Below are 18,985 nucleotides of genomic sequence, written 5' to 3'. Positions count from 1 at the left end.
GTGACTCTGCTCGATCATCTGCCATCGCTGCGCCGCGCCGCCGCCCAGCGCATCTCCGCCGACCTGTGGCCGCACAGCACCGTCGTCGACGAGCTCGGCAGGCTGTGCCTCGGCGGCGTGCCCATCACCGATGTGGCAGCCGAATTCGGCACGCCGACACACCTTCTCGACGAGGTCGAGCTGCGGGGACGACTGCACTCTCGGCACGCGACCGGCGACCTGGTACCCGTCCTGGCCGCGACGTCGTTGCCGACCACCATCATGCGCTGGGTCGACGACGAGGGCATCGGCGTGGCGATCCGGTCCGGCGCCGACCTCGCCGCGGCCCGCGCCGCCGGCGCCGACCCCGCCCGGATGGTCGTGCACTCGCGTGGCTTGTCCCATGAGGACCTGGTGCTCGCTGCGTCCGTCGCACCGGCGCGCCTCGTCGTCGAGTCGACGATGGACGTCGCGTACCTGTGTGGCAGGACCTTTGGCCGGCAACGCGTCCTGGTCGGCGCACCCGACGGGGCCCCGGATCCAGCCGTCGTCGAGCGGGTGGTGCGCGAGCCGGGGCTGGAACTCGTCGGCTTCCACTGCCGGCCCGACGGCGACGTCGAACGGTCGGTCCGACGAATGTTCTCGGCGATGCGGGCGGCGCGACGTGACCACGGCAAGTTCCTCACCGAGGTGCACCTGACGTTCGACTCCGATCCCGTCACCGCGTTCGTCGACGACGCTCTCGACGCGGCGTGTGCGGCCACCCGCTTGGCTCGACCGCGCGTCGTCCTCGAAAGCGGTTGCTCTGCAATGATGTTCGCCGGTGTCACGGCCTGCCGGGTCGCGTCGGTGATCTCGCCGGCCGACTCACCGCGGATCGTCGTCGTCGACCCCGGTGTCATGCCTCCGGCCGACGGCGTCGTGGCGCTCGCGAATCGGCACCCACTGTCCACCGCGGAGCGAGTCACCGTGACCGCAGGCGAGACGGAGATCGCACGAGACGTCCTGCTGCCCTGCGACATTCACCCGGGCGACGTGCTCGCCGTCGCCCGCTCGCGCGCCTCCGACGGTGCGCCGATCGTCGCCGTGCGCGGAGGCACCACCACCGCCCTGACCCGTCGGGCGCTGGTCGACGAGATGCTCGCCCGCGACCTCGGCTACTCGGCGCGAACGGGAACGACCAGCACGTCGGTGGGCTGAACGCCCACCGCCACCCGCTGGCCTGGGGAGAATTCCCTGGCCTGCGAACTGCTCAACTGCGCGTGCACGACGGCGCCGTCGGACAGCTCGACGTACACCCGCGAGATGGGCCCGAGGAAGGCCACCGACCGGACCGTCGCCGCACCCGACTCGTCGGCGGTGACGGTGACGGACTCGGGTCGCACCATCGCGGTCCCGGAACCCGAGGTGATCGATCCGGCCAGCGTCGGCAGTTCGGACCCGAGCACCGAGGCTCGGCCACCCGAAACCGCGGCAGGCACTTGGTTGTTCAGTCCGACGAACTCCGCGACGAAGGGGGTCGCGGGGTTGGCGTACACCTCGGCAGGCGGGGCGAGCTGCTCGAGGCGGCCCTTGCTCATCACGCCGACCCGGTCGGCGACGGCAAGCGCCTCCTCCTGGTCGTGGGTGACGAACAGCGTCGTGGTGCCGACCTCGAGCTGTACGCGGCGGATCTCGTCGCGGAGTTGGGTGCGCACCTTCGCGTCGAGCGCCGACAGCGGCTCGTCGAGCAGCAGGACCCGCGGCTGGATCGCCAGCGCGCGCGCCAACGCGACGCGCTGCTGCTGACCGCCCGACATCTCCGATGCGTACTTGTTGGCGTGCTCGGACAACCCCACCAGGTCGAGCATCTCGGCTGCGCGCGTTGCCCTTTCGCCCTTCGCACTGCCCCGCATCTTGAGCCCGAACTGGACGTTCTCCGACGCGGTGAGATGCGGGAACAGGCTGTAGGCCTGGAACACCATTCCCATGTCCCGCTTGCTGGCCGGCACCGAGGTCAGGTCGCGACCGTCGACTGTGACGGTGCCTGAGGTGGCCTTGTCGAGGCCGGCGAGGATGCGCAGCGCGGTGGTCTTGCCGCAACCCGACGGACCGAGCAGAGCGATGAATTCGCCGGGCTCCATCTTCAAGTTCAGACCGTCGAGCGCCTTGACGCTGCCATAGGTTCGGGTGAGGTCGGTCAGTTCGACCGCAACCCCGCCAGTGGTGCTCATGCGTGACGCCTCCGTCGGGTGACCAGTGAAAGTGCAAGAAGCAGAACGAAACCGAAGAGCAAGGTGGCCAACGACGCCGCCACCGAGGTGGGGCCGTCGGTCTTGCCGAGCGCGACGATCTGGATGGGCAGGGTCTGGTAGCCGGACAGCGACGCGATGGTGTACTCCCCGAGCACGACGGCCACGGAGATGAACGCCGCCGACAGCACACCCGACCAGATGTTGGGGACGACGACACGGGCGATGGTCGTCGTCCACCCCGCCCCGAGTGACCGCGCGGCCTCCGACAGGGTGCCGAGGTCGATCGCCGACAGTGCCGCGTCGATCGACCGGTAGGAGAACGGCAACACGACGACGACGTAGACGAAGGTCAGGGTCAGGGCGGACTCGCCGAAGAAGTACGTCACCCACAGGTAGACGTTCTTCAAGCCGACGACGACCACCAGCGCGGGAATCGTCAGCGGCAGCAGACACAGGAACTCGATGACGCCCTTGGCCCACGGTGTCCGCAGCCGCACCCAGATCATGGTGGGCACCAACAGAATCAGCATCACCACTACGGTCAGCACCGCGAGCAACAGCGACGTGACGATCGACTGGTAGAGCGCGTCGTCGGTGACCAGGTTGGCCCAGGCCGTCATCGTGCGCCCGCCCTGGAGCAGGTTGCGCGTGGAGAAGTCGGCCATCGCGTACAGCGGGAAGAGGAAGAACAACCCGAACGCCACCCACAGCGCACCCTTGACCACCCTGGTGCTCATCGCAACCACCTCATCGCAACCACCGCGACGTACGACGCACCAGCAGGCTGTAGGCGCCCATCACCAGGGCCACCACGACGATCATCTCCAGCGCCAAGGCGTACGCGAAGCCCGACTGACCGAGTACCACCTCGCTGGTGAGCGCGGCGCGGATCAGCAGCGGCACGATCGGGCTGCCCTGACTGACCAGGGCGGCCGCGGTCGCGTAGGCGGCAAAGGCGTTGGCGAACAACAGAAGTACCGCGCCGAGGAACGCCGGGGTCAGCAGCGGAACTGCCACTTCGCGCCAGTACTGCCACGTCGACGCGCCGAGGCTGACCGCGGCTTCCCGCCACTGGTCGCGCAAGCCCTCCAGCGCGGGAAGGAACACGATGACCATCAGCGGGATCTGGAAGTACGTGTACACCAGCACCAGCCCCGGCAGCCCGTACAACCAACCCGAGCCGGCGAGGTTCCAGCCGAGATGCTCCTGCACCCACAGCGTGAGAACGCCGTTCAGTCCGATCGTGGCGAGGAACGCGAACGCCAGTGCCACACCACCGAATTGAGCGAGCACGCTGCACAGCGAGATCACGCCGCGGCGGATCATCGACGAGGCGGGCCGCGACACGATCAGCCACGCCAGCAGCGCACCGAACACCGCGCCGAGCAATGCGGTGCTGCCGGAGAGGAACACGCTCCTGCCCAGTGCGGTCAGCGCGGTCTCGGAGAACAGCGCGCTCAGCCGAGCGAGCGAGAACCGGCCGTCCTCGATTACCGCGCTGGTGATGACGGTGACCGTTGGGACGATGAGGAAGATCCCCACCACTGCGAAGAAGGGCAGCAGTGGCAGGGAGTCGACCAGGCGACTACGGATCTTGGCCAGGGCAATCAGCCGATCGCCTTGGCCCAGTTGGCCTCCAGGTACTTCTTCGCGGCGTCGCTCTGCTGCTGAGTCACGAAGACCGCCGAACCGTCGACCGGCGGCAACTGCCGGTAGGCGGTCAGGTCGATCGTGCCCGCGGTGACCATGCTGTCGGCCCGCACCGGACGCGCACTGCCCTGCAGGTACAGGTTCTGACCCTCGTCGCTGTAGAGGAATTCCTGCCACAGCCGGGCGGCCGCGGGATGCGGTGCGTCCTTGTTGATCGCCTGGTAGTAGTAGCCCGCCAGCGCGGCGTTGGGTGGGATGACCACCTTCCACGAGGGCAGCTTCTTGGTCTCCGCGACGTTCAGGTAGTCCCAGTCGATGACGACCGGCGTCTGACCGGACTCGACGGTGGCCGGAGTCGGGTCGACGGGCAGGAAGTTGCCCGCTTCCTTGAGCTTGCGGAAGAACTCCACGCCGGGGGCGATGTCGTCGGGCGAACCACCCTGGCTGAGGGCAACCATCATGACGCCGGAGAACGCCGCGCCGGCCTGGGTCGGATCGCCGTTGAGCGCGACCTTGCCCTTGAAGTCGGGGCCGAGCAGGTCGTCGACGTTCTTGACCTCCGGCACCTTGGCCGAGTCGTAGCCGATCGAGATGTAGCCGCCGTAGTCGTTGACCCAGGCGCCGTCGGCCGCCTTCATCTCCGTGGAGATCTCGTCGAACTTGGCCACCTTGTACGGCGCGAACATCGCGGTGTTGGCCAACGCGACGGCCTGGCCGAGGTCGAAGACGTCCGGCGCGGACGACTTGCCCTTCTGCTGGGTGGCGGCGTTGATCTCGTCCTGGCTGGCGGCGTCGGGCTGGGCCGAGTTGACCTTGATGCCGTACTTGTCGCCGAACGCCTTGATGATGGCGCCGTAGTTCGCCCAGTCCGGGGGCAGCGCGATGACGTTGAGCTCGCCTTCCTTCTTCGCGGCGTCGATCAGACCCGCCATGTTCTCGCCGCCGAAGTCGGCCGCCGAGGTGGCCTCGCTCGAGTTGACGCCGGAGGAGGTCTTCTCCCCCTTGTCCTTTGACTCCGGTGGGGCACACCCGACGAGTCCGCCCGCGACGACGAGGACCAAGGCGCTGGCGGCGAGCCGCATTTTCTTCATTGGCGAACCTTCTTATGGGCGGGATGCGCGACGGTGACGCTGAGATGACCACGCCTGGTCGCGGCGATGAACGAACCGGTCTGGAACTAACAGTCTTCGGGGACCTTACCGCTGGGCCCGCAGGTCGGCAGCGGTTCGCAAGGGTCTCTCCCGAATCGTCGACCCGCGGGACCAATTTGGCATCCGGTGACCCATAAGCGCTGGTCGCCACCTAACATCGTGGGGTGGCGGACGGCGAGGCCCCGGGGGAGGCCAGGTTGGACGATCCGGTCGACGAGCCAGTCGACACGGATCCCTTGGCCGTTACGCGGTCCGACGAGTACGTCGACGACTACCCCGACGATCCGCAGCCTCACGTCGAGTGGGTCGAACCGCCGCCTCCCACCAAGGCCGAGGCGCAGACGTTCGACGCGTTCGACGCGAGCACCTGGAACTTCAAAGCCGCTCCGACGCCGTGGTACCGAACGGGTCCCACCGCCGTCGTCGTGGTGGCCGTGTCGGTCGCGGCCGTCGCCTTGGTGGTGTCGGTCGTCCTGCTGGCCTTCCGCGGAGCTTCCGGTGAACAGACCGCGCCCGCCGACGAGACGTCCAGTGCGCCCTCGGCGTCGTCGGCCCCGACCACCACCAGCGAGGAGCCGTTGCCACCACCCCCGCCTCCCCCGCCACCGCCGCCTCCCCCGTCGGCGTCGGAGATCGAGCGGGCGCCGGTGATCGTTCGCCCACCGTCGCGGCCGACCAAGAAGCCCGAACAAAACGTCACCCGCTCGCCCATGAGCGTGAGTCCCCAAAAGCCCTCGCGGTGACCGAGTTCGATGCCGTCGCACGCTTCGCGGAGGCGCCGGTGGCGGCGCTGTCCACCGTCGGCGAGGACGGTGCGCCGCACCTGGTTCCCATCGTGTTCACCGTGCGGACCGTCGGGGACGAGACGACGCTGTACACCGCGGTGGACGCCAAGCGGAAGTCGACGTGGCGCTTGCGCCGGCTGGCGAACATCGCCGCCAACCCCCGGGTGAGCCTGCTGGTCGACCACTACGACGAGGACTGGGCGCAGCTGTGGTGGGTCCGCGCGGACGGGCTTGCGACGGTGCACGAGAGCGGCGAGCAGATGGCCGTCGGGTATGCCGCGTTGCGCCAGAAGTACACCCAGTACGAACGGGTGGCGCTCGACGGCCCGGTGGTCACGGTGGCGGTGACGCACTGGTCGTCCTGGCATGCCTGAACGCCGGTAGTCGAAAGACTCGACGTGCCAGGGGCTGACGTGTCACTGTGATCGGATGGCACTAAGGATCATTCAGTGGGGTACCGGCGCGGTCGGCAAGGAAGCTCTCGCGACGATCCTCGATCCGCGCACCGGTCTCGAGTTGGTGGGTGTCAAGGCTCATTCCGCGGACAAGGACGGCGTCGACGCAGGCACCCTGATCGGTCGCGACCCCGTCGGCGTGATTGCGACGACCGACCTCGACCGGGTACTGGCGGTCGAGGCGGACTGTGTGGTGTACACCCCGAGGCTGACGTCGATCGGCGAGGTGTGCGCGATCCTGGCCAGCGGCAAGAACGTCGTGACGACGGCATTCCTGTTTCACCCCAATCGCATTCGGCTCCGCGACCGCGACCGCGTGCTGGCCGCCTGCCTGCAGGGCGGCACCAGTGTCCACGGTTGCGGGCTCAACCCGGGCAACCTCTCGGGTGCGCTGCCGCTGGCCCTGTCGGGCATGAGCCGCACCGTCGACAAGCTGAAACTCCAGGAACGGGCGGATTGGTCGGTGTACGACAGCACCGCGATCACGTTCGACAACATGCGTTTCGGTCACCCGGTCGACGAAATCTCCACGACGGCAAACGACTTCCTGGCGTTCAACAGTTCGATCTTCACCGAACAGGTGTGGCTGCTGGCCGATACGCTGCACGCCGGCATCGACGAGGTCACGGCGAACGTCGAGGCCGTCGCCGCCAAAGGCGACCACGAGATCTTCGATCACGTGTTGCGGGCGGGGACCACCGCGGGTCAACGGTGGAACTGGGTGGGCTGCCGCGACGGTCAGCCGCTCGTCGAGATCGAGACGCTGTGGACCGTCGGGAACGAATATCCTGGGCACTGGCCGAAACCCCGGGAGGGCTGGACGCTGACCATCGAGGGCGATCCCTCGATGCGGGCGCACTTCCTGTCGCTGGCGAGCTTCGAGCGGGACGCCACGATGGGAGAGCACGTCAACTCCGCGAATGTCGCCACCGCCATGCAGGTGGTCAACGCGATTCCGGCGGTCTGCGCGGCCGCACCCGGTTTCGCCACCACGGCGACCCTTCCGCAGGTGCACAGTCTGATCGGCTTCGGCAACGGCTGACGGACCCGCCTCCGATCAATGTGTCCCAGACCATGATTGGCCCGAAAAGGTGATCAAGGCCGCAGTCTCCCCGTCGGGCTTGCATCCCCACCAACCGGTTGGGACACTTCTGCCGTCGTACCGCTCCGGGGCCGACGGTCCGAAGGGGGCAGGTCATCCACTCGCCCCTGACCGCCCTGGAGCCCCGCTTTCGGCATTGGCGTCACGACCCTCCGGTCAAGACGTCGGCAACGGTGCTCTTCCTGGTCGTCGGCGTCGTAGTGGCCTTGGTGTGGTGCGAGTTCCGCGGGGTGTTCTCCGACACCACCCAGCTGACGCTGCTCTCCCCACGGTCCGGCTTGTCGACGGACCCGGGGTCGAAGGTGACCTACAACGGTGTCGAGATCGGTCGCGTCGCAACGGTTGGCGCCGTGAACGTCGACGGGACACCGATGGCCAGGCTGGCCCTTGACGTGGCGCGTGACGACGTGGGGCTGCTGCCGGCCAACGTCGACGCGGAGATCAAGGCCTCCACGGTGTTCGGCAACAAGTACGTCGCGCTGTCGACCCCCGCCAAGCCCGACGCGGCGCGGGTGAGCGCAGCCACCCCCATCCGCTCGACGAATACGAGCACCGAGTTCAACACCCTCTTCGAGACGGTGGTGGAGGTCGCCCACCACGTCGACCCGGTCAAGCTGAACCAAACACTCACCGCGACAGCACAAGCGCTGAGCGGCTTGGGAAGCCGCTTCGGGGAGTCGATCGAGAACGGCAACGCGATCCTGGCCGACGTGAACCCGCTGCTTCCCCGGGCCCGCGAGGACAACCAGAGATTGGCCGACCTCGCCGACGTCTACTCCGCAAGCGCGCCAGACCTGTTCGACGGTTTGACGGACGCGGTTGTCACGGCGGGCACGCTCAACGAGCGCAGCGGTGACCTCGACGCGGCGCTGATGGCGGCGGTCGGCTTCGGCAGCACCGCAGGGGACGTCGTCGAGAAGGGCGCCCCGTATTTGGTCCGCGGTGTGGCCGATCTGGTGCCGACCAGTGCCCTGCTCGACGAGTACAGCCCCGAATTGTTCTGCACCATCCGCAATTACCACGACGTCGAACCCGCGTTCTCGAAGTTCGGCGGCGGCAACGGTTACTCGTTGAACCTCCGCGACGAGCTCGTCGGCCCTGGCAACGCCTACGTCTACCCCGACAACCTGCCGCGCGTGAACGCGCGCGGCGGGCCAGAGGGCCGACCGGGGTGCTGGCAGCCGGTGACCAGGGATCTGTGGCCGATGCCGTATCTGGTCATGGACACCGGGGCGTCGATCGCGCCGTACAACCACCTCGAGCTCGGACAGCCGTTGGCCACCGAGACCGTCTGGGGACGCCAGATCGGCGAGTACACGATCAATCCCTGACCCCCCAGCGATTTGGGCGCGCACCCGTTCGGTGACCGAACGTTTACGCGCCCAAATCGCGTGGTGATTAGAGCAGGCCGAGCAGCTTCAGATCCGTCACGTACTTGACGATCACGTCGGAAGTTAGGTGCGGAATGTCTGGATCTGTCGGGTCCGGGCCGATCTTCGCCTCCTGCACCGCCGCCCGGAACCGATCCGTCGGGGCGATCGACCCGTTCACCGGATGCTCCGGGGACTGGTAGTTGTGCAGCAGCGGCAGCAGCGAGGCGTTGCGTTGCTTCTCCGGCAGGCTCCGCAGCGTGGTCTCGAACCGCTGCAGCCAGTCGCCGTAGTCCTCGACGCGGCGAATCGAATGGCCGGCCTCGATCAGCCAGTCGACGAACTCGTCCATGCCGATGCCGTCGTCATACGGGTTCATCACGTGGTAGGTCTCGAAACCGTCCTGAACGTGCACGCCCAGCGTCGAGATGGCCTCGGCGATGAACTCGACCGGCAGCCCGTCGTAGTGCGCCCGCTGGCGACCACCGTCGGCGCCGAGCTGGTAGAACGACTGCGGCGCAACGCCGGTCGCCACCAGGCTCAGCATCATGCGGGTGAACATGTCGGGCAGGTTGAGCTGTCCGGCGTAGGTGGTGTCGGCCAGGATCATGTCGCAGCGGAACACCGACGCGGGCAGGCCGTAGTGCTCGTTGGCCTCGCGCAGCAGCACCTCGCCGCCCCACTTGCTGTTGCCGTACCCGTTGGCGTAGCCGTCGTCGACGACGCGGGTGGCGCTGACCACGCGGACGTCGGCGTCCTCGGTGTTGTCCGCGGGGTTGATGCCCGCGCCGACGGCGATCGTGGACACGTAGACGAAGGGCTTGATCTTCGTGGTGAGGGCGATGCGAATGAGCTCCGCGGTGCCGAGCACGTTCGGCGCGAACAGCTGACTGTAGGGCAGGACGTGGTTGACCAGCGCCGCCGGGTCGACGATCAGGTCGACGGTGTCGGCCAGCCGCTGCCAGGTGGCGTCGTCGAGGCCGAGGTTGGCCTCACCCTTGTCGCCGGCGAGCACCTCGAGGTGCTCGCTCGCCAGGGAGCGGTAGTGCTGCAACAGCTTTGGGTCACCACTGTCGAATGTCGCGTCGAGCCGGGCGCGGGCTTCGGCGTCGGTCTTGGCGCGGACGATGCAGATGACCTTGCCGTCGACCAGGTCCATCCGTTCCAGCCATTCCAGGGCCAGGTAGCGGCCGAGGAATCCCGTTGCGCCGGTGAGCAACACGGTGCGCACCTCGGAGGTGGGACCGGGGATCGACGTCGCGGCGGCGAGTGTCTCGGCATCGACGAACTTGTCCAGGGTCAGGTCGGCCGCGCGCACCACGGTGGCGTCACGACCGTGGATCGCGTCGTACGTCGGCCGCTTGCTGCCGCCGGCGCGCTCCGCCTCGACGTACGCGGCGATCGACGCAAGGTCGCTGGCCGGGCTGACGATCACGCCGACTGGCACGTCGACTCCGAAGATGTCGTGCAGCAGGTTGGCGAAGGTCAAGGCGGACAACGAGTCTCCGCCGAGATCGGTGAACTGTGCGTCGGCCCGAACGTCGGAGGCGGCCGCACCGAGCAGCGCGCTCGCCGCCCGGCTGACGGTCTCCAGCACGGGCTGGTCGGCACCGCTCTGGCGCAGTGCCCGCAGTTCGCCTTCCTGTCCGTCGGCCAGATCGGCGTACCGCTGCTCCAGCTCGGCGCCGTAGCGCTCCTTCAGCTTCGGCCAGGCCAGCTTGCGGATGCCGGTCAGCAGACCGTTCTCCACCGTGAAGGGAGTCGGTTCGACGATGAAGTCGCGCGGAACCTCGAACGACTGCAGTCCGGCCGTCTTGGCGGCCTCCTTCAGCGAGTCGGCGATCGCCGACTTCAATCCGGTTGCGTCGTAACGCGATTGGGCGTCGTCAGTGGGAACCACCACGGCCAGCAGGTACGGCCGGGCACTGTTGCCGTAGATGTAGATCTGCTGCACCAGCGGGCTGGCGGTGAAGGCGGCCTCCAGCTTGGAGACGGTGACGAACTCGCCCTGCGAGAGCTTCAACACGTTGTTGCGTCGGTCGAGGTACTGAACCTGGTCGGGCCCGAGCTCGGCGACGATGTCACCGGTCTTGTAGTAGCCGTCGGCGTCGAACACCTGGGCGGTGACCTCGGGACGCTTGTAGTAGCCGGGGAAGACCTGCTCGGACTTGACCAGCAGCTCGCCGCGGGGGTGTGGCCGGTCGGTGCCGTAGTAGCCCAGCTCGGGAACGTCGACGAGCTTGTAGTCGATCACCGGTGGGCGCCGGATGACGCCGTCGACGAAGACCGCGCCCGCCTCGGTCGAGCCGTAGCCCTCCAGCAGGTGCATGTCGAGGAACTCCTCGACCCAGGTCTTCAGTTCGGGCGAGATGGGCGCGGACCCGGTCAGTGCGGTGACGAACCGACCGCCGAGCAGGCTCTGCCGGAGCTCGTCAACCGTCGCGCCGCCATCGGATTGGCTCAGGTACTCCTGATGCAGCATGTCCCAGATGCGCGGGACGAAGCTGAGCTGCGTGGGCCTGGTCAGCGCCAGGTCCTCGAGGAAGGTGGACAGGTCGCTGCGGGCGGCGAAGTTGACGGTGCCACCTGCGGCCAGCGCGCCGTAGAGGATGCCGCGGCCCATCACGTGGCTCATCGGCAGGAAGGCGAGCGAGATGGCGGGCAGCACGCCCTGGTTGTCGTCCCAGTGGCTGTTGGCGACCGTGCGCCACATGTTGGCGACCTTGGACTCGGGGTAGATCGCGCCCTTGGGCGCCCCGGTGCTCCCCGAGGTGTAGACGAGAAGCGAGATGGGATCATCGTCGTCCGCTGCGGTCACGCCGCGGGGCGCGTCCAGCGTGCGGCCACGGGTCAGCACGTCGGCCATGGTCTCCACGACCACGGAGGTCCCGGCCAGGCGGGCCTTGGCCGCGTCGAGCGCCTCGCGCTGGTCGTCGACCTGCGGCTGGAAGTCGAACACGATGAGGCGGGCCGGTTCCTGCGCTGCGGCGAGGATGAGCTCGACGGCGTCGTCGAGGTAGTCGACGCTCGATGCCACGACGGCAGGCTCGGTCTCGGCGACGATCGGCTGCAGCTGTGCGTGAGGAGCGCTGGTCTGCAACGGGACGGATACCGCGCCGAGTTGGGTGGTGGCGACGTCGACGACGGTGTAGTCGACGCTGGTGAAGCCGAGGATGGCGATGCGGTCACCGGCGTCGACCGGCTGGCTCTGCAGCGCGGCGGCGACGGCCTGCACGCGCTCCCACAGTTCGCCGTAGGTGACGGTGTCGAAGCGCGGCGTCAGCTTGGCGGTGGTGCGGCCCGCCTCGGTGACGTACTCGACGGCGCGCTGGCCGAGGGCGGGCCGGTTGGCGTAGCCCTCCATGATCGTTCGGACGACGTCTGGCAGGTGCAAATCGGGTTGACCGGCGGCCTCGCTGACGGCGTTGTCTGGCTTTGCGGCGGCGAACTGCTCGTCGTCGTTGTACAGGTTGGCGATGCGGCGCTCGAGGCGCGCTTCGCGGCTGTTGTTCGACATGGAAGACCCCTAGAAATATCTGCGTATTACTCGATGAAGACTGCTGCGGCAGGCGCCGTTGCCTGACCCGATCGTTACAACGTTAGCAAAACTAAACATATGCCCCAAATGCTTGACCTGCCAGTTTCCTGTGAGCGAGCCCACTCACAAGGTTAGTCGTTACACTGGCTAAGCAATCAATTGAGAGGTACACGATGACCCGCACCAACGAAGACACCTGGGACCTCGCCACCAGCGTGGGCGCCACCGCAACCCTGGTGGCGGCCGCGAGGGCAATCGCCACCCGCGACGGCGTGATCGACGATCCGTTCGCCGAACCGCTGGTGCGCGCCGTCGGGGTCGACTTCATGACCCGCTGGGCCAGCGGCGAGCTGTCCTCCACCGACGTGGACTCCGGTAGCACCAGCTGGGGTCTGGCGCAGATGCCCGCCGCGATGGCGGCCAGGACGCGGTACTTCGACGAGTTCTTCGCCGACGCCGCGGCCTCCGGAATCCGCCAGGCCGTGATCTTGGCCTCTGGTCTGGACGCCAGGGCCTACCGACTGGACTGGCCCGCCGGCATGACGGTGTACGAAATCGACCAGCCGGCCGTCGTCGAGTTCAAGACCACGACGCTGGCCGGACTCGGCGCGGAGCCCAAGGCCGACCGTCGCGCAGTGGCCGTCGACCTGCGTGACGACTGGCCGGCCGCGCTCCAGACCGCCGGCTTCGACGCCAGCCAGCCGTCGGCGTGGATCGCCGAGGGCCTCTACGGCTACCTGCCGCCCGAGGCGCAGGACAAGCTGCTCGACGCCGTCACCGCACTCAGCGCACCCGGCAGCCGGCTGGGCAGCGAGGCGGTTCCGAACACCGCAGGCTTCGATTCCGAGGACAACCGCGAGCGGATGCGCGAGTCGACCGCCAAGATGCGCGAGCACGGCCTGGACCTCGACTTCACCGACCTCACCTTCGTAGGCGAGCGCAACGACGTCGGCGAGTACCTCGACGCCCGCGGCTGGTCGTCGGTCGGCACGCCCATGGGACAGCTGTTGTCGACCAACGGGTTCGACGCAATCCCCGAGGCCGAGGACGACGGCCCCACCATGAACGGCGTCACCTACTTCACCTCGACGCGGGGCTGATCAAGCGGCGCGGGCCGCCTCGATCTCCAGCTCGGCCGCATAGGCACCTTCGCCGCGGCCGAGTGAGAAGGTCGCGGCGGTCATGGCGCCGACCGCAAGGGCCAGCGCGATGAGCCGATACCCGTCGACGTCGAGTTCCTCACCCAAGAGAACGGCGCCGAGACACACCGCGACGATGGGCTCGAGGACGAGCATCGCAGGCACCGACGTCTGCAGGGCCCCGGCGTGAAAGGCGGACTGCTGCAGCAGCGTCGCGATGATGCCCAGCGCCACCAGCAGATACGGCGCGGGGGTGGACAGCAACCCGACCGCCCCGCGCTCGTTCATCAGGTGCATCACGTACTTGGTGACGACGGCGACCGCTCCGAACAGCACCCCGACGCCGACGGCGAACAGCACCGCCCTGCGCGCCCCCTCCAAGCGTCGGGCAATCAAGATGCACGCGGCGATCACAGCCACGCAGGCAACGGACACGACGGCCGTAACCACCAGCGACGCCGGCCGATCCGGCGGACCGGGCCGCGCGAGCAGGACGAAGAAGGCCAGCGACACGGTCAGCAGCGCCGCCCACAACCATTCCCGACGGGTGACGCGGCGGCCGGCCAGCCGGGCGCTGAGCGGTAGGGCAAACAGCAACGCCGACACCAGAAGTGGTTGGACGACGATCAGCGAACCCTTGATCAGTGCGAGCGCCTGAAAGACGTAGCCCGCGACCGCCACCGACGTGCCCGCCCACCAGAGCGGTCGCCGCAGCAGGGTGGCAAACATGCGAGTGCTCACGCTTTGATCGGCAGGCAGATCCATCGTGGCCCGCTGTCGCACGACGATGCCGATGGCCATGCACACGGCCGAACACAGCGCGAAGAGGACGACCAGCCCATGGCCCAACAACGTCCTCGACACCCTTCATCGGCGATGCGACACACCTCGTCACTACACCGTAGAGGTGTCGCCGACCGGCATCGACCCGAGCGCCCCTCATCAGCGCTGATGAACACGGCGCTACGACGGTTTTCTGCACCACGGTCGCGATCTACCGCAAGCGCGCCGCAGATTCGCAGCCACGGTGCAGAAAACGGTCATAGCGCCCCAAGGGCATGCCCACCCCGGGACTCGTCGGACCATCCCCCGTACAGCGGGCGACTGGATCCCCGGCCAGGACGCGTCTCGTGGCGCACCATATGCACCATGGACATGAACCTCGCGGACAAGATCGTCGTCGTCACCGGCGCAAGTAGGGGCATCGGGCTTGCCGTCACCCAGGCGTTCGCCGCCGCGGGGGCCTTCGTCGTCGCCGGCGCCAGGAACAACTCACCGGAGCTCGGCGCGCTCGAGGACGCGGGTTCGGCGCTGTTCGTCGCCGCCGACCTCGCCACCGCCGGGGGTCCCCGTGCGCTGGTCGAGGCGGCCGCCGCCCGGGGCGGGGTCGACGTGCTGGTCAACAACACCGGGGCCGTGGCGACGCGATTCGACGGCATCCTGTCGGTCACCGACGAGGAATGGGACGCGGCACTGGCGGTGAACTTCATGTCGGCCGTACGCACGACGCGAGAGGCGTTGCCGCACATGCTGGCTCGCGGTGGCGGCGCGGTGGTGATGATCGGGTCGGTCAACGCGACGCTGCCCGAACCCAACATCGTCGACTACAGCGCCACCAAGGCCGCGTTGGCCAGTTACGCGAAGAGCCTGTCGAAGGAGTTCGGCCCCAAGGGGATTCGCGTCAACACGATCAGCCCGGGACCGGTCTCGACCGATCTGTGGCTCGCCGAGGGCGGGGTGGCGTCCCAGTTCGCCTCGGCCAGCGGCGCGACCGCCGACGACGTCGTCGCCTCTGTCTCCGCTGGTGCACCGACGGGCCGCTTCACCACCCCGGGGGAAGTCGCCGACCTGGCCGTCTTCCTGGCCAGCAGCCGCTCCGGCAACACCACCGGCGCGGACGTCCGAGTCGACGGCGGCTACGTCGCCACACTCTAGGGAGACCGATGTACGACCTCGAAGACACCATCCGCGCGCGGCGTTCGACCCGACTGTTCTTGCGGGACAAACCCGTACCGAAGGACCTGGTGATCGAGGCGCTCGACCTCGCGGTCCGGGCCCCGTCCAACTCGAACATCCAGCCGTGGCGGGTGGTGTTCAACTCCGGCCCGGCCCGCGACCGGCTGGTCGAAGCGCTTCTCGACGAAGCGGCCAAGGGCGACCCAAAGGTGCCGCCGCTGCCTGAGGAATTCAGCCACTTCCGACGCGACCTCGGCGCCATCCTCTACGGGACGATGGGGGTGCCGCGTCACGACGCCGCCGCGAGAAGAGTTGCGGTGCTGAGGAATTGGGAGTTCTTCCGAGCGCCGCTCGGGGCGGTGGTCTGCATGCACCGCGACCTGGACTACGTCGACGCGCTGGGAGTCGGCATGTTCCTGCAGACCTTCATGCTGGCGTTGACCGCACGCGGCATCGGCAGCTGCGTGCAGGTGTCGATCGCCGGCTATCCGGAGGTGATACGCGAGCAGCTCGACATCGCCGAGGACATGCGGATCCTCTGCGGGGTGTCGATCGGATATCCGGACCCGAGCTTCGCCGCCAACACCCTGGAGGTGCCGCGCAGTCCGCTCGCCGACAACGTCACCTTCCGCGAGACCTGAGCCCTACTGCAGGCTCGCCAGGTTCTCGACGGACCGCTTGACGTCACCCTTGATCACCCGCGCGACCAGTGCGCCGACCGGCCCGTTGAGCACCGCGCCACTGAGCTCGGCGACCAGGTGGAACGTGGTGCCCGGGTCAGCGTCACTGATGTCGGTGCGCAGCGAGATCTGAACCCCGCCGAAACCCTTGCCGCACATCTCGATGCGGTTGGGCTCGTCGTAGTTCGTCACCTCCCAGTGGATGGTGTTGCGAAATCCCTTGACCTTGATCAACGACGACACCCTGGTGCCCTTCTCGATCACGTCGGGCACCGGGCTGCGCCAGCCACCGAAGATCGTCAGCCACTCGTCGAAGCGACCGAGATCGGACGCCAACTTCCACGCCTTGTCGGGAGAGAGCTTGGAGGTAACCGATACGTCGACGCTGGCCATGCCTCACTTCTACCCGACCGGGGCCGTTTCTACCCGACTGGCGGGGCAGGCGGCGGTGGCGGAGGCGCCACGCCGACGCCGAGCACCCTGAGCAGATCGGGCTTCATCGCCTGCAGTTGAGCACCCCAATAACCCCAGCTGTGGGTGCCGTCGTTCGGGAAGTTGAACACGGCGTTGCGGCCGCCAAGGGCCAGGTACTGCTTCTGGAAGTCCTTGTTGGTGTTGATGGTGATGTTCTCGAGGAACTGCGCGCTGTACTGCACGCCGAAGTCGCCTGCGGAGTCCAGGTCAGACGTCCTGCCGTTGCCGCAGTACACCCAGATGGCGGTGTTGTTGGCCACCAGCGTCGGCAGATTCACCATCGGGTCGTTGCGCCGCCAGGCCGGATCACTCGATACGCCCCACATGTCGGTGGCGTTGTAACCGCCCGCGTCCTTCATGGCGAAGCCGATCATCGTCGGCCACAGGCCCGCCGACGGGTTGAGGAACCCGGACAGCGACCCGGCGAAGATGAACTGCGACGGATAGTGAGCCGCCAGGTTCAGCGCGGCGCCACCCGACATCGACAGACCGACCACGGCGTTGCCCGTCGGCGAGATGCCCTTGTTGGCGGCCAGGTATGCGGGCAGTTCCTGGGTCAGGAACGTCTCCCACTTGTAGGTCGACGTGCCGTTGCTTCCCTTGGCCGGCTGGTACCAGTCGCTGTAGAAGCTCGATTGCCCGCCGACGGGCATCACCAAGGACACCCCGGACTCGTAGAACCACTCGAACGCTGGGGTGTTGATGTCCCACCCGCTGAAGTCGTCCTGCGCGCGAAGACCGTCGAGGAGGTAGACCGCGTGCGGTCCACCACCCTGAAACTGCACCAGAATGTTGCGGCCCATCGCCGCCGACGGCACCTGCAGCCCCTCGACCGGCAGCCCCGCCCGGGAGTACGCCGACGCCGTCGGCATCAGCCCGGCCGAGCCGAGCGCACCCGGCATCACCGCGACGACGAGTGCGCACACGGCGAGCCGTCGCGCCCATCCGCGTCGAATTCCACTACTGATCGTCGCCAACACGGCTGGATCCCATCTCCTAGAACAATCCGTCCTGCGCAAGCTAACAGCGCCGCCAACGGACTCCTTGCCGCCCACGCGCGGCGTAATCGGCTCGTTATCAACGTGTTCCGTGAACGACGACACCTCGAGACATGAGAGCCACCCGCGTAGGGACTGTGAGACATTGGCGAATAACCTGTGAATTGACTCGTGAGTCATGCAATGTGTCGCATCCCACGGCAAACTCAGTGCACACACCAAAGGAGCCTGATCATGTCCGCTACTGGATCTCCCGCCCCGTCGTCGCCCGGACGCGTCGCGCGTCGCCTCACCGGTGGAGCGCTGCTCGCCGGCGGGCTGATCGGTACCACGCTGTTCGGGGCATTGCCGTCGGCGTTCGCCAACGAGGATCCGGCGCTGAACCCGCCCAACTGCTCTGCCGCCGACCTCGAGGGCGTCAGGGCTGGAGTCGACGCGTCGACCTCGGCGTACCTCTTCACGCACCCCGACTACAACTGGTTCGTGACCAGCCTCGAAGGGCTTCCGAAGGACCAGGTGTCGAAGCAGATGAAGGACTACCTGAACGTGCACCCGGACACCAAGAACGACATCACCGGAATCCGTCAGCCGCTGATGGACCTCAAGAACCGCTGCGGCGGCACGCCCTAACCGCTATCCGACACCGGTAAGCAGGCTCGTCGCCCGCCACCACACCAGGGCGACGCACACCGCCACCAGCGCCAGCGACGCCGCCACCTCGATCAGCGCGCGATGGGCTCTCGGCGCATAGCCGTACAACGCGCCGAGGGCCGCGCCGGTCAGCAACCCACCGAGGTGGCCCTGCCAGCTGATCGACGGCACGACGAACGTGATGACCAGGTTCACCACGATCAGTCCGGCGATCCACCGCATGTCGAGGTTGAGCTTGCGGGAGAGCACCAGCGTCGCGGCAAACAGGCCGAAGATCGCGCCGGAGGCTCCCAGCGTCGGCACGTTGATCGGCGTCAGAAGGAACACCACCACCGATCCGCCCAGCGCGCTCAGCAGGTACAGGGCGACGAACCGGGTGCGCCCCAGCCACCGCTCGAGTGGGGGGCCGATGACCCACAGCGCCCACATGTTGAACAGGATGTGGGTCGGCCCGTCGTGCAGGAACGCCGAGGTCAGCAGCCGATAGTATTCGTCGAACGCCACCACGCCCGCGGGCCAGAGGAACAGCGCCCGCTCCAGTCCTGGCACCACCATCTGCAGGACGAACATCACCACGTTGGCCGCGACCAGCGCGTACGTGACAACCGGCTTGGCGCCGAGGTTGCGCTTGGGTTTGCGCACCGACTTGGCGCCCTCGTCGACGCAGTTGGGGCACTGGTGCCCGACCGCCGCAGACCTCATGCAGTCCGGGCAGATGTACCGCTGACACCGCGTGCAGCTGATGTAGGTGGCGCGGTCGGGATGCCGGTAGCAACTCGGAGGTGCCGCGGGCGCGCTAGGTGTGCTCACGCCACACAGTGTC

General features: G+C 67.7%; 18 protein-coding genes. 9 read left to right on the top strand and 9 right to left on the bottom strand.

Annotated elements, in window-relative coordinates; all coding sequences use genetic code 11:
- Positions 1-1,179: a hypothetical protein gene (locus ASD37_RS14340; protein ID WP_056551841.1), complete on the top strand. Its 1,179-nt coding sequence runs from the start codon at positions 1-3 to the stop codon at positions 1,177-1,179.
- Here ASD37_RS14340 and ASD37_RS14335 read toward each other — a convergent pair.
- Genes ASD37_RS14335 through ASD37_RS14320 form a run of 4 tightly spaced genes read right to left on the bottom strand, consistent with a single transcriptional unit; the run spans position 1,137 to position 4,954 of the window.
- Positions 1,137-2,192 carry an ABC transporter ATP-binding protein gene (locus ASD37_RS14335; protein ID WP_056551839.1) on the bottom strand — a complete coding sequence of 352 codons (1,056 nt, stop codon included), beginning with the start codon at positions 2,190-2,192 and terminating at the stop codon, positions 1,137-1,139. The two genes, ASD37_RS14340 and ASD37_RS14335, sit on opposite strands and share 43 nt — an antisense overlap.
- On the bottom strand, positions 2,189-2,950 hold the full coding sequence (locus tag ASD37_RS14330) for an ABC transporter permease (RefSeq protein WP_056553320.1): 762 nt from the start codon (positions 2,948-2,950) through the stop codon (positions 2,189-2,191). Before ASD37_RS14330 ends, ASD37_RS14335 begins: the two co-directional genes overlap by 4 nt.
- A 10-nt stretch (positions 2,951-2,960) precedes the next feature.
- Entirely contained in the window at positions 2,961-3,815 is an 855-nt protein-coding gene (locus tag ASD37_RS14325; RefSeq protein WP_056553317.1) for an ABC transporter permease subunit, read from the bottom strand.
- Between the two features lie 5 nt (positions 3,816-3,820).
- Entirely contained in the window at positions 3,821-4,954 is a 1,134-nt protein-coding gene (locus tag ASD37_RS14320; protein WP_056551836.1) for an ABC transporter substrate-binding protein, read from the bottom strand.
- Between the two features lie 224 nt (positions 4,955-5,178).
- Between ASD37_RS14320 and ASD37_RS14315 the strand changes: the two genes are divergently transcribed.
- The 4 genes from ASD37_RS14315 to ASD37_RS14300 all read left to right on the top strand — a co-directional run bounded on the left by ASD37_RS14315 (position 5,179) and on the right by ASD37_RS14300 (position 8,687).
- Positions 5,179-5,757, top strand: a complete 579-nt coding sequence (locus ASD37_RS14315; RefSeq protein WP_056551833.1) for a hypothetical protein — start codon at positions 5,179-5,181, stop codon at positions 5,755-5,757.
- Entirely contained in the window at positions 5,754-6,173 is a 420-nt protein-coding gene (locus tag ASD37_RS14310) for a TIGR03668 family PPOX class F420-dependent oxidoreductase (RefSeq protein WP_056551831.1), read from the top strand. The genes ASD37_RS14315 and ASD37_RS14310 overlap by 4 nt, the downstream gene beginning before the upstream one ends.
- Positions 6,174-6,228: 55 nt before the next feature.
- Positions 6,229-7,296, top strand: a complete 1,068-nt coding sequence (locus ASD37_RS14305; protein ID WP_056551828.1) for a dihydrodipicolinate reductase — start codon at positions 6,229-6,231, stop codon at positions 7,294-7,296.
- 176 nt (positions 7,297-7,472) lie between these two features.
- Positions 7,473-8,687: an MCE family protein gene (locus tag ASD37_RS14300; protein ID WP_056553315.1), complete on the top strand. Its 1,215-nt coding sequence runs from the start codon at positions 7,473-7,475 to the stop codon at positions 8,685-8,687.
- 67 nt (positions 8,688-8,754) lie between these two features.
- On the opposite strand, the gene car is transcribed toward ASD37_RS14300, so the two are convergent.
- Positions 8,755-12,243 (bottom strand): carboxylic acid reductase, encoded by a 3,489-nt coding sequence (gene car, locus ASD37_RS14295; RefSeq protein ID WP_056551826.1) that lies wholly within the window; start codon positions 12,241-12,243, stop codon positions 8,755-8,757.
- Positions 12,244-12,437: 194 nt separating this feature from the next.
- On the opposite strand from car, the gene ASD37_RS14290 reads away from it, so the two are divergent.
- Positions 12,438-13,364 carry a class I SAM-dependent methyltransferase gene (locus ASD37_RS14290; protein ID WP_056551823.1) on the top strand — a complete coding sequence of 309 codons (927 nt, stop codon included), beginning with the start codon at positions 12,438-12,440 and terminating at the stop codon, positions 13,362-13,364.
- Here ASD37_RS14290 and ASD37_RS14285 read toward each other — a convergent pair whose 3' ends face one another.
- Positions 13,365-14,255: a DMT family transporter gene (locus tag ASD37_RS14285; protein WP_056553312.1), complete on the bottom strand. Its 891-nt coding sequence runs from the start codon at positions 14,253-14,255 to the stop codon at positions 13,365-13,367.
- Positions 14,256-14,552: 297 nt separating this feature from the next.
- On the opposite strand from ASD37_RS14285, the gene ASD37_RS14280 reads away from it, so the two are divergent.
- Positions 14,553-15,338: an SDR family NAD(P)-dependent oxidoreductase gene (locus ASD37_RS14280; protein ID WP_056551820.1), complete on the top strand. Its 786-nt coding sequence runs from the start codon at positions 14,553-14,555 to the stop codon at positions 15,336-15,338.
- An 8-nt stretch (positions 15,339-15,346) separates the two neighbouring features.
- Positions 15,347-16,000: a nitroreductase gene (locus ASD37_RS14275; RefSeq protein ID WP_056551816.1), complete on the top strand. Its 654-nt coding sequence runs from the start codon at positions 15,347-15,349 to the stop codon at positions 15,998-16,000.
- 3 nt (positions 16,001-16,003) lie between these two features.
- Here ASD37_RS14275 and ASD37_RS14270 read toward each other — a convergent pair whose 3' ends face one another.
- Together ASD37_RS14270 and ASD37_RS14265 are read right to left on the bottom strand one after the other, a co-directional pair.
- The gene (locus tag ASD37_RS14270; protein ID WP_056551811.1) at positions 16,004-16,432 is read right to left on the bottom strand and encodes an SRPBCC family protein; all 429 of its coding nucleotides are present in this window, start codon (positions 16,430-16,432) and stop codon (positions 16,004-16,006) included.
- Positions 16,433-16,461: 29 nt separating this feature from the next.
- Positions 16,462-17,415, bottom strand: coding sequence for an esterase family protein (locus tag ASD37_RS14265; protein WP_056553310.1), 954 nt, complete (start codon positions 17,413-17,415; stop codon positions 16,462-16,464).
- A 330-nt stretch (positions 17,416-17,745) separates the two neighbouring features.
- Between ASD37_RS14265 and ASD37_RS14260 the strand changes: the two genes are divergently transcribed.
- On the top strand, positions 17,746-18,141 hold the full coding sequence (locus ASD37_RS14260; RefSeq protein ID WP_056551808.1) for a heme-binding protein: 396 nt from the start codon (positions 17,746-17,748) through the stop codon (positions 18,139-18,141).
- Between the two features lie 3 nt (positions 18,142-18,144).
- Here ASD37_RS14260 and ASD37_RS14255 read toward each other — a convergent pair whose 3' ends face one another.
- A complete protein-coding gene (locus tag ASD37_RS14255) occupies positions 18,145-18,972 on the bottom strand; it encodes a rhomboid family intramembrane serine protease (RefSeq protein ID WP_082570138.1) in 828 nt (275 codons plus the stop codon).
- Between the last annotated feature and the right edge of the window lie 13 nt (positions 18,973-18,985).

Source organism: Mycobacterium sp. Root135 (assembly GCF_001426545.1).
Classification (GTDB): domain Bacteria; phylum Actinomycetota; class Actinomycetes; order Mycobacteriales; family Mycobacteriaceae; genus Mycobacterium.
This window is presented reverse-complemented; position numbering and strand designations above follow the sequence as displayed.

Bases quoted from the DNA above. Each gene is read 5' to 3' on its own strand.
- ASD37_RS14335 (WP_056551839.1), bottom strand. From the start codon at position 2,192: ATGAGCACCACTGGCGGGGTTGCGGTCGAACTGACCGACCTCACCCGA.
- ASD37_RS14330 (WP_056553320.1), bottom strand. From the start codon at position 2,950: ATGAGCACCAGGGTGGTCAAGGGTGCGCTGTGGGTGGCGTTCGGGTTG.
- ASD37_RS14320 (WP_056551836.1), bottom strand. From the start codon at position 4,954: ATGAAGAAAATGCGGCTCGCCGCCAGCGCCTTGGTCCTCGTCGTCGCG.
- ASD37_RS14305 (WP_056551828.1), top strand. From the start codon at position 6,229: ATGGCACTAAGGATCATTCAGTGGGGTACCGGCGCGGTCGGCAAGGAA.
- car (WP_056551826.1), bottom strand. From the start codon at position 12,243: ATGTCGAACAACAGCCGCGAAGCGCGCCTCGAGCGCCGCATCGCCAAC.
- ASD37_RS14290 (WP_056551823.1), top strand. From the start codon at position 12,438: ATGACCCGCACCAACGAAGACACCTGGGACCTCGCCACCAGCGTGGGC.
- ASD37_RS14280 (WP_056551820.1), top strand. From the start codon at position 14,553: ATGGACATGAACCTCGCGGACAAGATCGTCGTCGTCACCGGCGCAAGT.
- ASD37_RS14275 (WP_056551816.1), top strand. From the start codon at position 15,347: ATGTACGACCTCGAAGACACCATCCGCGCGCGGCGTTCGACCCGACTG.
- ASD37_RS14270 (WP_056551811.1), bottom strand. From the start codon at position 16,432: ATGGCCAGCGTCGACGTATCGGTTACCTCCAAGCTCTCTCCCGACAAG.
- ASD37_RS14265 (WP_056553310.1), bottom strand. From the start codon at position 17,415: ATGCCGGGTGCGCTCGGCTCGGCCGGGCTGATGCCGACGGCGTCGGCG.
- ASD37_RS14260 (WP_056551808.1), top strand. From the start codon at position 17,746: ATGTCCGCTACTGGATCTCCCGCCCCGTCGTCGCCCGGACGCGTCGCG.